14 protein-coding genes and 1 riboswitch are annotated in these 15,126 nt (G+C 63.5%); of the genes, 8 read left to right on the plus strand and 6 right to left on the minus strand.

The genetic code is table 11. The annotated features are described in order from the left end of the window. Nucleotides 1-30: 30 nt before the first annotated feature. Nucleotides 31-1,776: a glycerol-3-phosphate dehydrogenase/oxidase gene (locus ACEN84_RS28240; RefSeq protein WP_413711367.1), complete on the plus strand. Its 1,746-nt coding sequence runs from the start codon at nt 31-33 to the stop codon at nt 1,774-1,776. A 51-nt stretch (nt 1,777-1,827) separates the two neighbouring features. On the opposite strand, the gene ACEN84_RS28245 is transcribed toward ACEN84_RS28240, so the two are convergent. From ACEN84_RS28245 to ACEN84_RS28265, 5 genes are all read right to left on the minus strand, one after another. After that, nucleotides 1,828-2,304 carry a 6,7-dimethyl-8-ribityllumazine synthase gene (locus ACEN84_RS28245; protein ID WP_112710987.1) on the minus strand — a complete coding sequence of 159 codons (477 nt, stop codon included), beginning with the start codon at nt 2,302-2,304 and terminating at the stop codon, nt 1,828-1,830. Nucleotides 2,305-2,416: 112 nt separating this feature from the next. Then, a riboswitch (FMN riboswitch) is annotated at nt 2,417-2,558 on the minus strand. Nucleotides 2,559-2,620: 62 nt separating this feature from the next. Further along, nucleotides 2,621-3,985 carry an FAD-containing oxidoreductase gene (locus ACEN84_RS28250; RefSeq protein ID WP_413711368.1) on the minus strand — a complete coding sequence of 455 codons (1,365 nt, stop codon included), beginning with the start codon at nt 3,983-3,985 and terminating at the stop codon, nt 2,621-2,623. Next, nucleotides 3,982-4,443 (minus strand): DUF4126 domain-containing protein, encoded by a 462-nt coding sequence (locus ACEN84_RS28255; RefSeq protein ID WP_413711369.1) that lies wholly within the window; start codon nt 4,441-4,443, stop codon nt 3,982-3,984. Before ACEN84_RS28255 ends, ACEN84_RS28250 begins: the two co-directional genes overlap by 4 nt. A gap of 87 nt (nt 4,444-4,530) precedes the next feature. Beyond that, complete coding sequence (locus ACEN84_RS28260; RefSeq protein WP_413711370.1) at nt 4,531-5,763, minus strand: flavin monoamine oxidase family protein; 1,233 nt, start codon at nt 5,761-5,763, stop codon at nt 4,531-4,533. Between the two features lie 90 nt (nt 5,764-5,853). Then, nucleotides 5,854-6,792, minus strand: a complete 939-nt coding sequence (locus tag ACEN84_RS28265) for a LysR family transcriptional regulator (protein WP_413711371.1) — start codon at nt 6,790-6,792, stop codon at nt 5,854-5,856. Between the two features lie 251 nt (nt 6,793-7,043). Between ACEN84_RS28265 and ACEN84_RS28270 the strand changes: the two genes are divergently transcribed. From ACEN84_RS28270 to mmsB, 7 genes are all read left to right on the plus strand, one after another. Then, nucleotides 7,044-8,255: an ABC transporter substrate-binding protein gene (locus ACEN84_RS28270; RefSeq protein ID WP_413711372.1), complete on the plus strand. Its 1,212-nt coding sequence runs from the start codon at nt 7,044-7,046 to the stop codon at nt 8,253-8,255. A 3-nt stretch (nt 8,256-8,258) separates the two neighbouring features. Then, on the plus strand, nt 8,259-9,041 hold the full coding sequence (locus ACEN84_RS28275) for an ABC transporter ATP-binding protein (RefSeq protein WP_112720571.1): 783 nt from the start codon (nt 8,259-8,261) through the stop codon (nt 9,039-9,041). Further along, complete coding sequence (locus ACEN84_RS28280) at nt 9,041-9,742, plus strand: ABC transporter ATP-binding protein (protein WP_413711373.1); 702 nt, start codon at nt 9,041-9,043, stop codon at nt 9,740-9,742. Before ACEN84_RS28275 ends, ACEN84_RS28280 begins: the two co-directional genes overlap by 1 nt. 188 nt (nt 9,743-9,930) lie before the next feature. Continuing rightward, nucleotides 9,931-10,818: a branched-chain amino acid ABC transporter permease gene (locus ACEN84_RS28285; RefSeq protein ID WP_413711374.1), complete on the plus strand. Its 888-nt coding sequence runs from the start codon at nt 9,931-9,933 to the stop codon at nt 10,816-10,818. A 1-nt stretch (nt 10,819) separates the two neighbouring features. Further along, on the plus strand, nt 10,820-11,809 hold the full coding sequence (locus ACEN84_RS28290; protein WP_413711375.1) for a branched-chain amino acid ABC transporter permease: 990 nt from the start codon (nt 10,820-10,822) through the stop codon (nt 11,807-11,809). Between the two features lie 16 nt (nt 11,810-11,825). Continuing rightward, nucleotides 11,826-13,421, plus strand: coding sequence for a GMC family oxidoreductase (locus ACEN84_RS28295; RefSeq protein WP_413712508.1), 1,596 nt, complete (start codon nt 11,826-11,828; stop codon nt 13,419-13,421). A gap of 9 nt (nt 13,422-13,430) precedes the next feature. After that, nucleotides 13,431-14,312 carry a 3-hydroxyisobutyrate dehydrogenase gene (mmsB, locus tag ACEN84_RS28300; protein WP_413711376.1) on the plus strand — a complete coding sequence of 294 codons (882 nt, stop codon included), beginning with the start codon at nt 13,431-13,433 and terminating at the stop codon, nt 14,310-14,312. Here the strand turns inward: mmsB and ACEN84_RS28305 are convergent, their stop codons facing one another. Further along, complete coding sequence (locus ACEN84_RS28305) at nt 14,313-15,071, minus strand: fumarylacetoacetate hydrolase family protein (RefSeq protein ID WP_413711377.1); 759 nt, start codon at nt 15,069-15,071, stop codon at nt 14,313-14,315. Between the last annotated feature and the right edge of the window lie 55 nt (nt 15,072-15,126).

Raw genomic sequence — 15,126 nt, forward strand, 5'->3', positions numbered from 1 at the left:
TGCTCCCAACCGGCGATTTAGGATACGACCATGACAGCCGACATGCAGCAGCGCTTCTCGAATCTTGGAGAGGGCGATATCGACGTCCTGATCATCGGGGCGGGTATCAATGGCGCCGGACTTTTCCGCGATCTCTCGGCGCAGGGCATCAACTGCCTCATCGTCGACAAGGGCGATTTCGGATCCGGCACCAGCGCCGCGCCCTCGCGCCTTATCCACGGCGGCCTGAAATATCTCGAGACCGGCGAATTCGGCCTCGTGGCGCAATCGACGCTGGAGCGCAATCTGCTTCTCAAGAACGCGCCGCATTGCGTCGAGCCGCTGCCGACCTTCATCCCGGTCTTCTCCTGGACGCGCGGCATCTGGGCGGCCTTGCGCACACTGTTCGGCTCGAAGACGGCACCGCGCAGCCGCGGGGCCGTGCTGATCAAGATCGGCCTCGGGCTCTACGATTTCTTCGGCTCGCGTGACCGCGTCATGCCCAGGCACCGGCTGATCCTGAAACGGCAGGCGCGCAAGGAAATGCCACATGTCACGCCAGCGATCGTCGCCGGCGGCATCTATTACGACGCCAAGATCAGCCGCCCGGAGCGGCTTGTCTATGAGCTGGTCAAGGATGGCTGCGATGCCAATCCGAAGAGCCTGGCCGCCAATTTCGCGGCGCTTACCTCCGTCGAGGAGGGCCGGCTGACATTCCGGCAGGCTGACGGGTCGAGCTTCGCCGTGGAGACGAAGCTTGTGGTCAATGCGGCTGGCCCCTGGATCGATCACGTCAATACCGCGCTCGGGGCGCCGTCACACCTGATCGGCGGCACCAAGGGCTCGCATATCCTGCTCGATCACCCCGAACTGGTACGCAGCCTGAACGGCCACATGATCTATTTCGAGGCCGACGACGGCCGCATCTGCCTCGTCTACAGCTATCTCGGTCTGGCGCTGGTCGGCTCGACCGATATCCCGGCCGATGACCCTGACAATGTCCTCTGCGAGGAGCCGGAGACGGATTATTTCCTCGAAAGCGTCCGCTCGCTGCTGCCGACGCTGCGCTTCGACCGCGACCAGATCGTTTACAGCTATAGCGGCATCCGCCCGCTGCCCGCCTCCGATGCGACGGCACCGGGCCTGATCAGCCGCGATCATTCCGCGCCGGTGAAGGAGCCGGAAGGCAACCGCCCGTTCCCGATCGTCTCGCTGGTCGGCGGCAAGTGGACGACGTTCCGCGGCTTTGCCGAAGAAGTCGCCGATACCGTTCTCTCCCGCCTGCAGCGCGACCGCCGGGAATCGACGCGCTATCTGGCGATCGGCGGCGGCAAGGGCTTTCCTGCCGATGGCGAGAAGCGCGGGCACTGGATCAAGGATCTGGCAGCGATGGGCGGCGTGACGATCGAACGCGCCGACGAATTGCTGAGCCGCTACGGCACGACGGCTGCGCCGATCCTCACATTCGCTTCGGTTCAGTCTGACGAGACGAGACTGACGGGCGCGCCGCGCCACAGTTTCAGAGAGATCGACTGGATTGCCAGAAACGAGCTTGTCGTCCACCTCGCCGATATCGTGCTTCGCCGCACGACGCTGGCGATCGAGGGGCGGCTGACGATCGAGGGACTGAGAGAAATCGCCGGTATTGCCGCCGCGGCTCTCGGCTGGGATGCGGCGCGGACGGAAAGCGAGATCGCCGACGTCACCGGTCAGCTGAGCCGTTTCCACGGCCAGACGCTGACGAGCACCGCGCCGGCTGCCGGCCGCGAGAAAACCCCGCGCCCGGCTTCGGGCTGAAGCCGCCTAATGGCAGACGCGCCATTTCCGGCGCGCGCTTGTTTCGTCCAATCAGAGAGCGGCGACCGCCAGGTTGCTACGTGCCTCGAGGATTGCCCGGCAGGCATTGGCAGCCTCCTGGCCCTTGATCACGAAGTGGTTCATGAAGAACTCGATATGGGCCTCGCTCTCCTGGAAGTGATGCGGCGTCAGAACTGCGGAGAGAACCGGGATGCTGGTATCCAGCTGCACGCGCATCAGGCCGTCGAGAACGGTGCCCGCCACGAAATCGTGCCGGTAGATGCCGCCATCGACCACGAAGGCGCAGCCGAGGACCGCGGCATATTTGCCGGTGCGGGCGAGTGTCTGTGCGTGAAGCGGGATTTCAAGGGCGCCGGGAACGTCGAATATCTCGACATCGGCGGCATTGCCGCCCTGGGCCTGCCACGTCGAAACGAAGGAATTCACGCACTGGTCGACGATACCGGCATGCCAGCGGGCGCGCACGACGGCGATCTTGATGCCCTGGGGTTTGGTTGCGATAGTCATGTCTCTGCCTTTCAAGGGTGCCATTTCTGGCGGTTGCGTCGAGCCGCGAAGCGGCCCAATTCTCCCTTGGGCGAACAGCACTGCACACCTCTCGCGCGGAAAGGTGCTGCCTGCATGCTCTCTTCCATCCGGACTATACCGTCGGCTCCGGCCTCTCACCGGATCTGCTGACCTTCCATTTGCGGAAGCGCTCGCGGGCTCCGGGTTGCCCCGATACCGCCGGTGGGGAATTGCACCCCGCCCTGAGAACAGCGCGAGATAAATCCAATTTCAGCAAGGATGCAAGTCCGGAAACGGCGTCAGATGACCTGTTTGGTCAAACAGGCTTGAGATCGCCGATGATCGTCGGAATGAGCTCCGATACGGTCGGATGAATCGGCACCGACCATTGCAGGACCGGATAGGTGGTCCCGGCATTCATGGCGTCGATGATCCCGTGGATCGCCTCGTCGCCCTCGATGCCGAGGAAGGCGGCGCCGAGGATTTCCTGGGTTTCCGCATCCGCAACGATCTTCATGAAGCCCTTGGTCTCGCCGCGTTCATTGGCGCGGCCGACACGGCTCATCGGCCGTTTCGAGACGGCGACCTCGCGGCCGGACGCGCGCGCCTGCTTCTCCGTCATCCCGGCGCGGCCGAGCGGCGGATCGATATAGAGCGCGTAGGCGGGAATGCGGCTCGACACCTTGCGGTCGCCGCCATCAAGCAGATTGGCGGCTGCGATCTCGAAGTCGTTATAGGACGTATGCGTGAAGGCGCCGTGGCCGTTGCAGTCGCCGAGCGCATAGATGCCCTCGACATTGGTCATCAGCCGCTCATCGACAGTGATGAAGCCGCGTTTGTCGGTCGCGACACCTGCCTTGTCGAGACCGAGATCACCGGTATTCGGCGTGCGGCCGGTGGCGACGAGCACATGGCTTGCCTTGATATCCGGCTTGCCGGAAATCGAGACGGTGATGCCGTCACCCGCCTTGGCGAAAGCGATGTTCTCCGCTCCGGTATGAACGGCGATGCCTTCGGAAGCGATGATCTCCTCGATCGCATCGGAGACATCCTCGTCCTCGCGCGAGGCGAGTTTCGGGCCGCGCTCGATGACCGTCACCTCGGCCCCGAAGCGGCGATACATCTGTGCGAATTCGAGGCCGATATAGCTGCCGCCGATCACCACGAGATGGCGGGGCAGGGTATCGAGCTGGATGATCGAGGTGCTTGTCAGATAGTCGACATCGGCGAGGCCCGGAAAATCCGGAATGGTCGGCCGGGCGCCGACATTCAGGAAGATCTGCGGCGCAGTCAGCACCTCGCCATTGACCTCGACGGTCCTGGCGCCGGTGAATGTCGCGTGGCCATAGATCACCTCCATGCTCTTCATGCCGGAGAACCAGCCGGTCAGCCCGTTGCGGGCGTTCATCGTCACGGTTTCGGCGCGCTTGCGCACCACCTTCATGTCGATCCCGATCGGACCCGAAATCTTGACGCCATAGTCGCCGCCGGTGCGCGCCACATGTGCGGCGCGGGCGCTGGCAACCAGCGTCTTCGTCGGCATGCAGCCCGCATTGACGCAGGTGCCGCCGAGATATTTGCGCTCGATCAGCGCCACCTTCATGCCCTTCTCGGCCATGCGGGCAGCGAGGAAGGGGCCGGCCTGGCCGGCCCCGATGAAGATGGCGTCGTAGGTCTTCATGCGACGGCCGATACGATGAGGACGGCGCCGACGATGGCGACTGCGTCTTCGATGAGGGCCGCCGGTGTATCCCTGCCGAAAATGGCCGCGAGCTTGCCGCGGGCAGCGGCACCGCCCAGCGTTCCAACGACCGCGCCGACCACACCGGCAATCAGGCCGCCTACGAGCGAACCGCCGGAAGCGCCGATCGTGGCGCCGGTCAGCGCACCCATGATGATACGGGCGCCGAACTGCATCGGCACCTTGCGGCTCGGCGTCGTCGGCAGCTGGTCGGTGATCAGCTCGACGGCGGCGAGCACCGTGAAGATCCACGGCGTCCACTTGTAGCCCATGAAGGCAAGCGGGGTCTGCGATACGTCAAACCAGCCGAGAGCCGCGCCCCAGGCAACGGCGGCGGGTGCAGTCATGGCCCGAAGGCCGGCAATGATCCCAATCAAAAATGCAAGAAATAGAAGCATGCGAGGGTCCCCTTCCTCTGCGACTGCCGAAACGGCAAAGTCAGCGTGGCACAAAGCTCTACGGGTTGCAATTGGGGGTAGACGGCTCTATCGGCCGAGTGCCTGCAGCGCCTCTTCGGCGGCGCGAAGCCCGCTTTGATAGGCGCCGTGGGCCGTCGAAAAATCCGTCTGGTGCGTCGCTTCGCCGGCGAAGAATACCCTGCCGTCATAGGGCTTTGCCAGCTCAAGGCGGGCATCGGCCTGGCCGGGCAGGGCGTGGCTATAGCCGCCTCGGATCGAGGGCGTGTTCGTCCATTCCGAAGCGGCAAGCGGGCGCAGCTCGTTGCGGATACCGGAGCCGAAGATCGCCGCCAGTTCATCCATCGCATGCGGGAAGGCACCGTCCGGATCGGTTGCGACGGCGCGGGCTCCGGCTCCGCCGAGAAAGACCTCGATCACAGGCTTGCCGAAGGGGCGGATATAATAGGTGCCGGTCTTCGGATCGCGCGGATTGCCTAGGACATGGCTCTCGGCTTCGAAGCTTTTGCCCCCGGTTATCTCGAAATAGAGCTTCTCGTTATTGCCGAGCGGCAGCCTGGCCGCGGCTTCGCACCAGCGATCGAGCGGCGAGGGCATCCGAATAAACCCGCCCGCAAGCACATTGGTCGATACCGCGATGATGACAGCCTTCGGCCTCACAGTGCCCTGCGCTGTCTGCAGTGTCACTCGGCTTCCTTCAAGGGAGATCGATTGCACCGGCGTTCCGACATGCAGCTGCACCGAAACCGGCATGGTCGCTGCGACAAGCGCGCCGTAGCCGGTCTCGACCCGCCAGTTATATTCCGTCGAGGCCTCGTCATAGGCGGCATAGTCTTTCGCGGAGATGCGCTCCAGCTCGTCGCCACTGATATAGCCGCTCAGCGCCTGCAGATAGGCGAGCCAGGGTTCGCCGGGCTCCACAGCGTCGATGGCGCAATCGCTTGGCGGCGGCGCATCGGCGACGCGCTCGCTCCAGCGGGCAAAGGCGGCGCGGGCAGCCTCACGTTCGGCCTGCGGAAAGCCGAGGTCGCGATCCTGGCGCTGCCAGGCGCTTGGCTTGCGATCGACTGAAATCCCGGCGTCTTCGGCAATCCGCGTCCAGGGATTGCGGTCGCCGGAATGCAGCCAGCCGCAGCCGAGATCGAGCGCTCCGACAGGCGTCTGCAACGTCCAGGCACGGCCGCCGATGCGGGGCAGGGCTTCGAAGACGGAAACCGAGAGGCCGCTTGCCACAAGCCTTCTTGCTGCGCCGACGCCCGCGGCGCCCGCTCCGATGATGGCAATATCCGGTTCTGAATTCATGGGGCAAATAGACTCGAACGATGTCGCATCATGCGCCTTCTGTCAGGCAGCAGGCAAGCCGTCTGACGGCCTCGCCGGTACGCCATACTATCAGCCGCTCTTGCGCCCGGCCTGCACGGCAAAGGGCGGAATGAACCGGGCATCCGGCCAGGTGACGGCTTCGCGCAGGAAATCGATCACGGCGCGCACGCGCGGCGCCTGCTTCAGGTCCTGATGGCAGGTGATCCAGTAACTGCGGGTCAGATCCACCTCCTCGGGCAACACGCGCTCGAGCTCCGGATAGCGGCTGGCGAAGAAATAGGGCAGCACGCACAGCCCCAGCCCGTTACGCGTCGCCGTCAGCTGCGCGAAAATGCTGGAGCTCTGGAATTGCGGCCGGATGCGCGGATGGACGTCGCCGAGATAATCGAGCCCCGGGGCAAAGATCATCTCCTCGATATAGCTGATGAACGGATGCGACAGCAGATCCTCGCGGCTCAAGACCGGGGCGCTCGCGGCGAGATAATCGCGCGACCCATAGACCTGCAGATGATAGTCGGTGAGCTTCTCGGCATAGTAGGGGCCGCCCTTCGGTTCATCGAGAACGACGCTGATATCCGCCTCCTTGCGAGACAGTGACATGATCTGCTGGATCGTCACCAGCTCGAGCGACAGATGCGGATGCCGCTCGGCAAATTGCGGCAGCACGGTCGCAAAGAAGAAATTCGCAAACCCCTCCGGTGCGCTGAGCCGCACGACGCCGCGCTGCGCCATCGCGCCGGTGGCGAGATCGGCGCGCAGCCGCTCCGTCTCCTGCTCCATCTTCTCGGCGGTCTCGACGAACCGGTTACCCATCGCCGTCAGCACATAGCCGCGCGGATTACGCTCGAAGAGCTTCACCTTCAGCGCAAATTCCAGCCGGTCGATCCGCCGCGACACCGTCGCATGGCTGGTCCGCAACTGCCGCGCCGCCGTCGACAGCTGCCCGGTTCTGGCCACCGCTAGAAAAAACTGCAGGTCGTCCCAAGTAAACTGCGAGGAATTGGTCATTCGGCTCCGTGTCGGTCTTAGCCTTTGGTCTAATGCCGGTTGCTGCGGCGTGCCACCGCGAGGCCGGATTCAGCGCTTTTGGTACGGTTCTGTGCAAAAATGAACAGATACTGTTTGGAATTATTTGTAAACGCTTGGTTGCCTCATCGGAAAAATTCCGTGATCGTGGGCGTTGAGTGGCTGTCTTGAGGAGGACGGCTCGTCAAATTTGAACAGACTCGCAATCTGCCAATCTCTGGGAGGAGAGACATATGCGAAAGAGCTTCATTGCATCCGTTGCATTTCTGCTGGCAAGCAGCACGGCCGTCTTCGCGCAGAGCGCGACGGTTTCCGACGGCAAAGTCAAGATCGGCATCCTGAACGATCAGTCCGGCGTCTATGCGGATTTCGGCGGCAAGTCTTCGGTCGAGGCGGCCAAGATGGCGGTCGAGGATTTCGGCGGCAAGGTTCTCGACATGCCGATCGAGATCGTCGATGCCGACCACCAGAACAAGCCCGACGTCGCCTCGAATATTGCCCGCCAGTGGTATGACACCGAGCAGGTGGATGCGATCATGGAGCTGACGACATCTTCGGTGGCACTCGCCGTCCAGGCCGTCGCCAAGGAAAAGAAGAAGATCGATATCGTCACCGGCGCGGCGACCACCGACCTCACCGGCAAGGCCTGCAGCCCCTATGGTTTCCATTGGGCCTATGACACGCATGCTCTCGCAGTCGGCACCGGCGGCGCGCTCGTCAAGCAGGGCGGCGACAGCTGGTTCTTCCTGACGGCCGACTATGCCTTCGGCTATTCGCTGGAGCAGCAGACCGGCGATTTCGTCAAGGCGAATGGCGGCACGATCGTCGGTTCGGTGCGCCACCCGCTTTCGAGCCAGGATTTCTCGTCCTTCCTGCTGCAGGCGCAGTCTTCGGGCGCCAAGGTCATCGGCCTTGCCAATGCCGGCCTCGATACCGCAAACGCCATCAAACAGGCGGCCGAGTTCGGCATCGTCCAGGGCGGCCAGCGCCTTGCGGCTCTGCTCTTCACCCTCGCCGAAGTCCACGGCCTTGGCCTCGAAGCAGCGCAGGGCCTGACGCTGACCGAAGGCTATTACTGGAACCTCGACGACAAGAGCCGCGAATTCGGCAAGAAGTTCTTCGACCGCACCGGCAAGATGCCGAACATGATCCATGCCGGCACCTATTCGGCCGTGCTGCAATATCTGAAGGCCGTGCAGAAGGCCGGCACCGACGAGACGGAAGCGGTCGCCAAGCAGCTGCATGAAATGCCCGTTGACGACGTCTTCGGCCGCGGCGGCACAGTCGGCGCCAACGGCCGCATGATCCACGACATGTATCTCCTGCAGGTCAAGAAGCCTGACGAGAGCAAGGAGCCGTGGGACTACTTCAACGTGCTCGCCACCATTCCCGGCAAGGAAGCCTATATCGATCCCGCCAAGAGCGGCTGTGATCTGGTGAAGTGATCCATGGCGGTTTCCGCACCAGTGACTGACACGAAGCCGCGGGTGGTTCTTTCCGCCCGCGGCCTGAGACGTGATTTCGGCGGCTTCACTGCGGTGAAGAATGTCGATCTCGATATCCATGATGCCAGCGTCCATGCGCTGATCGGCCCGAACGGGGCGGGCAAGACGACCGTCTTCAACCTGCTCACCAAGTTCCTGCAGCCGACGGCGGGTACGATCACGCTGATGGGCACCGATATCACCAAGACGCCGCCCGACCGGGTGGCGCGCATGGGGCTCGTGCGGTCCTTCCAGATTTCAGCGGTCTTTCCGCATCTTTCCGTGCTCGACAATGTGCGGGTCGCGCTGCAGCGGCCGAACAATCTGTCGACGCAGTTCTGGCGGCCGCTCTCGGCCCTCGATCAGCTGACCGGACGGGCCGAGCAGCTCTTGGCGAGCGTCGGCCTCTCCAAGGAGCGCGATGCGATCGCCGCCGATCTTTCCTATGGCCGCAAGCGCGTGCTGGAGATCGCCACGACGCTGGCGCTCGATCCCAAGGTGCTGCTGCTCGACGAGCCGATGGCCGGCATGGGGCAGGAGGATGTCAGCGTCGTTTCCGCCATCATCCGCGATGTCGCCCGTGACCGGGCCGTGCTGATGGTCGAGCACAATCTCTCCGTGGTCGCCAATATCTGCCAGCATGTCACCGTGCTGCAGCGGGGCGAAATCCTGGCCGAGGGCGATTACGCGACGGTCAGCCAGGATCCGCGTGTGCGCCAGGCCTATATGGGCTCGGAGGAGGGCTGATGGCGGCGCTGCTCGAAATTCAGGGGCTGAACGCCTGGTACGGCGAAAGCCACATCCTGCATGGCATCGACATGACGGTCGGTGAGGGCGAGACGATCACCATCCTCGGCCGCAACGGCGTCGGCAAGACGACGACGCTGCGCACCATCACCGGCATCGTGCGCGCCCGAAAGGGAAAGATCAGCTTTGCCGGAACCGACATGATGCAGGTGCCGCTGCACAAGACAACGCATAAGGGCATCGGCTTCGTTCCCGAGGAGCGTGGCATCTTCTCGACGTTGACCGTCTCCGAAAACCTGCTGCTGCCGCCCGTCGTCGCCGAAGGCGGGATGACTGTTGACGAGATCTACGAGCTCTTCCCGAACCTCTACGAGCGGCGGGCAAGCTCCGGCACCAAGCTTTCGGGCGGCGAACAGCAGATGCTGGCGATCGCCCGCGTGTTGCGCACCGGCGTGAAGATGCTTCTGCTCGATGAACCGACGGAAGGATTGGCGCCCGTCATCGTCCAGCGCATCGGCGAGGTGCTGAAGACGCTGAAACAGCGCGGCATGACGATCCTGCTCGTCGAGCAGAACTTCCGCTTCGCCAGCCGCATCGCCGACCGCTTCTATCTGATGGATCATGGGCAGGTGGTGTCGGAATTCCCGGTCGGCGAACTGCCGCAGCGGATGGATACGCTGCACAAGGTTTTGGGGGTTTAGGTTATGGTTGCGTTCCTGATCAAGACCCCTCCCCAACCCCTCCCCACAAGGGGGAGGGGCTTACTTCGCCGCACCGCCGACATCCGATTGACGCGAGCGTGCGCCGCGAGTCTTCTCCCCCCTCGTGGGGGAGATGGCCGGCAGGCCAGAGAGGGCATTTCATCCCACAGAAATGAGGAGATCGCCCCATGACCATGATCTTCGGCATCCCCCTCCAGGCATTCCTCGGCCAGCTGCTGATCGGCCTGATCAACGGCTCCTTCTACGCTCTGCTGAGCCTCGGCCTCGCCATCATCTTCGGCCTGTTGCGGGTCATCAACTTCGCTCATGGCGCGCAATATATGCTCGGCGCTTTCGTTGCCTATCTGATGCTTGCCTATGGCGGGATCGGCTATTGGCCGGCGCTGATCCTGGCGCCCGTCGTCGTCGGCCTGTTCGGGGCCGTTATCGAGCGGTTGTTCCTGCGGCGGCTCTATGATCTCGATCCGCTCTATGGCCTGCTCTTCACCTTCGGCATGGCGCTGGCGATCGAGGGGACGTTCCGCTATCTCTACGGCTCCTCCGGACAGCCCTATGCGACGCCCTCGGCACTCGCCGGCGGCACCAATCTCGGCTTCATGTTCCTGCCGATCTATCGCGGCTGGGTGGTCATCGTCTCGCTGGTCATCTGCATCGGCACATGGCTCTTGATCGAGAAGACCAAGCTCGGCGCCTATCTGCGCGCCGCCACTGAGAACACGACGCTTGTGCAGGTCTTCGGCGTCAACGTTCCGCTGCTCCTGACGCTGACCTACGCGCTCGGCGCAGGTCTGGCGGCTTTCGCGGGCGTCTTGGCGGCGCCGATCTATCAGGTCTCGCCGCTGATGGGATCGAACATCATCATCGTCGTCTTCGCCGTCGTGGTCGTCGGCGGCATGGGCTCGATCATGGGGGCAATCGTCACAGGCTACGTGCTCGGCATTGCCGAGGGCCTGACCAAGGTTTTCTATCCTGAGGCGTCGAACATCGTGATCTTCGTGATCATGGCGATCGTCCTTCTCATCCGGCCTGCGGGCCTCTTCGGCCGGGATGCGTGACATGACTGACATCACCGAAACCATCCGCACGGAAAAGAGCCGGACCGCGCTGTCGGTGCAGGCCGGGTTCCTGGTCATCGGCCTGCTGCTTCTGCTGCTCGCGCCGTTCTTTTTCTACCCGATCTTCCTGATGAAGCTGCTGTGCTTCGCGCTCTTTGCCTGCGCCTTCAACCTGCTGCTCGGCTATACCGGGCTGCTCTCCTTCGGCCACGCGACCTTCTTCGGCGGCGCGGCCTATTTCACCGCCTATACGGTGAAGGAGTGGGGCCTGCCGCCGGAGCTCGGCATTCTCGTCGGCGTCGCGGGCGCGGCGTTCCTCGGGCTGATCATGGGCTATATCGCGATCCGCCGGCAGGGCATCTATTTCGCAATGATCACGCTGGCGCTGTCGCAGATGTTCTTCTTCTTCTGCCTGCAGGCGGAGTTCACCGAGGGCGAGGACGGCATCCAGTCCGTGCCGCGCGGCCATCTTCTCGGCTTCATCGACCTGAACGACTCCACGAACATGTATTTCTTCGTCCTCGCCGTCTTCATCATCGGTCTCCTCATCATCTGGCGCTTCATCAACTCGCCCTTCGGCATGATCCTGAAATCGATCCGCGAGAACGAGCAGCGCGCCATATCGCTCGGCTATTCCGTGGCGCGATACAAGCTCGGTGCCTTCGTGATGTCGGCGGCCCTTGCCGGACTTGCGGGCGCGGTCAAATCGCTGGTCTTCCAGTTCGCGACGCTGACCGATGTTGCCTGGCAGATGTCGGGCGAGGTGATCCTGATGACGCTGCTCGGCGGCATCGGCACGCTGATCGGGCCGATCTTCGGCGCCGGGCTCGTGGTGACGCTGCAGAACTATCTCGCGACCTCGGAATTTCCTGTCACGATCATCACCGGCGTCGTCTTCATGGTCTGCGTGCTGATTTTCCGCCGTGGTATCATCGGCGAGTTCTACGCGTCGCGGATCGGCCGCAAGCTGGGCTTTGTCTATCGCCGCTGAGCGGCCGGTGCTGAAGATGGATCGCTACGACTATATCATCATCGGCGCCGGCAGCGCGGGCTGCGTGCTGGCCAACCGCCTGTCTGAGGACCGGAACAACCGCGTCCTGCTGTTGGAAGCCGGTGGCAACGACAACTATCACTGGATCCACATTCCAGTCGGCTATCTCTACTGCATCAACAACCCGCGCACCGACTGGTGCTTCACGACGGCGCCCGAGGACGGGCTCAACGGCCGCGCGCTCAACTACCCGCGCGGCAAGGTGCTCGGCGGCTGCTCGTCGATCAACGGCATGATCTATATGCGCGGCCAGGCCCGCGACTACGATCTCTGGCGGCAGATGGGATGCCCCGGCTGGAGCTGGGACGACGTGCTGCCCTTCTTCCGCAAGTCGGAGGATCACTATCGCGGCAAGGACGAGATGCACGGCGCCGGTGGTGAATGGCGGGTGGAGAAGGCGCGCGTCAAATGGGCGGTGCTCGACGCCTTCCAGCAGGCGGCGAAGGAAGCGGGCATTCCCGTCACCGAGGATTTCAATCGCGGAACCAACGAGGGCTCCGGTTACTTCGACGTCAATCAGCGCTCGGGTATCCGCTGGAATGCCACCAAGGCGTTCCTCCGCCCGGCGATGAAGCGCGGCAATCTCAAGGTGATGACCAAGGCGCAGGTGCGCCGATTGCTGATCGAGGAGGGTGTGGTCACCGGCGTCGAGTTCCAGCATGGTGGCACGGCAAAGCAGGCCTATGCGTCGAAGGAGACGATCCTTTCGGCCGGATCGATCGGCACCCCGCATATCCTCGAGCTGTCGGGTATCGGCCGGGGCGACGTGCTGCAGAATGCAGGCATCGATGTCGTGAGCGAGGTGCGAGGCGTCGGCGAGAACCTGCAGGATCACCTGCAGCTGCGGCTGGCCTACAAGGTAACCGGCGTTCCGACGCTGAACGAGAAAGCGACGAAGCTGATCGGCAAGGCGGCGATCGGGCTCGAATATCTGGTGCGCCGCTCCGGCCCGATGGCGATGGCGCCGAGCCAGCTCGGCATCTTCACCCGCTCGGGACCGGACAAGGAGACGCCCGACCTGCAATATCACGTGCAGCCGGTCTCACTCGACAAGTTCGGCGACCCCGTACACGCCTTCCCGGCGATTACGGCGAGCGTCTGCAATTTGCGGCCTGAAAGCCGCGGTTCGGTGCATCTGTCGAGCCCGGATTTCGCCATGCAGCCGACGATCGCGCCAAGATACCTCTCGACGGAACGCGATCGCGACATAGCTGTCAGATCAATAAAGCTGACGCGGCGGATCGTGGCGCAGCCCTCCTTCTCCCGCTTCAGCCCGGAGGAGTTCAAGCCCGGCCCGTCCTACCGGAGCGATGAGGAACTGGCACAGGCGGCGGGTGATATCGGCACGACGATCTTCCATCCGGTCGGCACCTGCCGGATGGGCGGCGATCGCGAGAGCGTCGTCGATCCGCGGCTGAAGATGCGGGCGCTCGGACGGCTCCGGATCGCCGATGCCTCGATCATGCCGTCGATCACGTCGGGAAACACCAATTCGCCTGTGATCATGATCGCCGAAAAGGCGGCGGCCATGATCCTCGAAGACAACAGATAGGAGACACCAATGGCACGGATCGCGTTCATCGGCCTCGGCAATATGGGCGGCCCGATGGCTGCCAATCTCGTCAAGGCGGGCCATCAGGTGACCGGCTTCGACCTCGCCGCAACGGTATTAAAGGCGGCGGAAGAGAGCGGCGTGAAGCCCGCCAGCCATGCCAGCCAGGCTTTCAAGGATGCCGAGATCATCGTCACCATGCTGCCGCAGGGCAAGCATGTGCTGACCGCCTGGGCCGATATCCTGCAATCGGCGGCGGAGGGTTCGCTGGTCATCGACTGCTCGACCATCGATGTAGAGAGTTCGCGCAAGGCGCATGATCTCGCCAAGGCAGCCGGCTGCCTGTCGCTCGATGCGCCGGTCTCCGGCGGCACCGGCGGGGCGGCGGCGGGCACGCTGACGTTCATGGCCGGCGGATCGGAGGAGAGCTTCGCCAAGGCGAAGCCGATCCTCGAGGCGATGGGCAAGAAGATCGTCCATTGCGGCGAGGCGGGAGCCGGGCAGGCCGCCAAGATCTGCAACAACATGATCCTGGGTATTTCGATGATCGGCGTCTGCGAGGCCTTCGTGCTCGCCGAAAAGCTCGGTCTCTCGCATCAGGCGCTGTTCGATGTCGCCTCGACCTCGTCGGGCCAATGCTGGTCGATCAATACCTATTGCCCGGTTCCCGGGCCGGTCCCGACGTCGCCCGCCAACAATGACTATAAGCCGGGCTTTGCTGCGGCCTTGATGCTGAAAGACTTGCGGCTGTCGCAGGAAGCGGCACTGTCGAGCGGCGCATCAACACCGCTCGGCGCCGAGGCGGCGCAGCTCTATGCGTTGTTCGAAAAACTCGGCAATGGCGGAAAGGACTTTTCCGCCATCATCGAGATGTTCCGCAACAGGGACTGATTACTGCGTCAGCGACAGGTGCATCCTGGCATCGCCGAGCGTCGTGTCGAGCTCGCCGCCCGAGGCAAGCTCGATCGCGCCGCAGAGCGAGCCGGTGGTGATGACTGCGCCGGAGCGCAACGAGCTGTCCGGCCGGAACGAGTCGTTGGCATAGTCGACCAGCCAGGTGAGCACATCAACCTTCACATGCTGGGCCGTCGCATCATAGATCGGCTGGCCGTTCAGCGTCACCTTCAGCGGCGTGCCGGTGCAGGTATCGAGGATCGACCGCGGCAGCGCCGGACCGAGCACATAGCCGAGATTGGCAAGGCGGTCTGCGAGGAAGAGCAGCGGAGAAATCTTGTTGCCCTCGGCGACCGCGGTCCACGACAGCTCGACGCCGAGATAGGCATCAGCAACGGCATCCGCGATCTCGGCGCGGGTGTATTTGCCGCCGCTGCGGATCGGCAGATCCTTGCCGAGGCGCACCGCGATCTCCGCTTCGTACTTCATGCCCGCGACCCAGGGGAGCTTCGCGCCCGATACGGCTTCGACATAGGGATGCAGCGGCGCCGTTACCGGCTGATTGTCCGCCGGCATCGCGACCTTCCAGGCATTGCTGCGAATGCCTTCCTCGGCCGAAAGGAAATTCTGCGCATCCATGGCCTGGCGATGGTCGCCGGGCAGCGGGAACTCCGCGGTGGAGGCCTGCTTGCCGGCGTTGCGAAGGCTGCGAAGCTTGGCCGCAAGGGCGCGCGGATCGAAGGCTGAATCTGTCATGGTATTTCCTCCACCTGATGTGTGCGCGCAAACTAAACGCCTGAGATAGATGGGG

This window comes from Rhizobium sp. Rhizsp82, from assembly GCF_047325115.1.
In the GTDB taxonomy this organism is placed as follows: Bacteria; Pseudomonadota; Alphaproteobacteria; order Rhizobiales; family Rhizobiaceae; genus Rhizobium.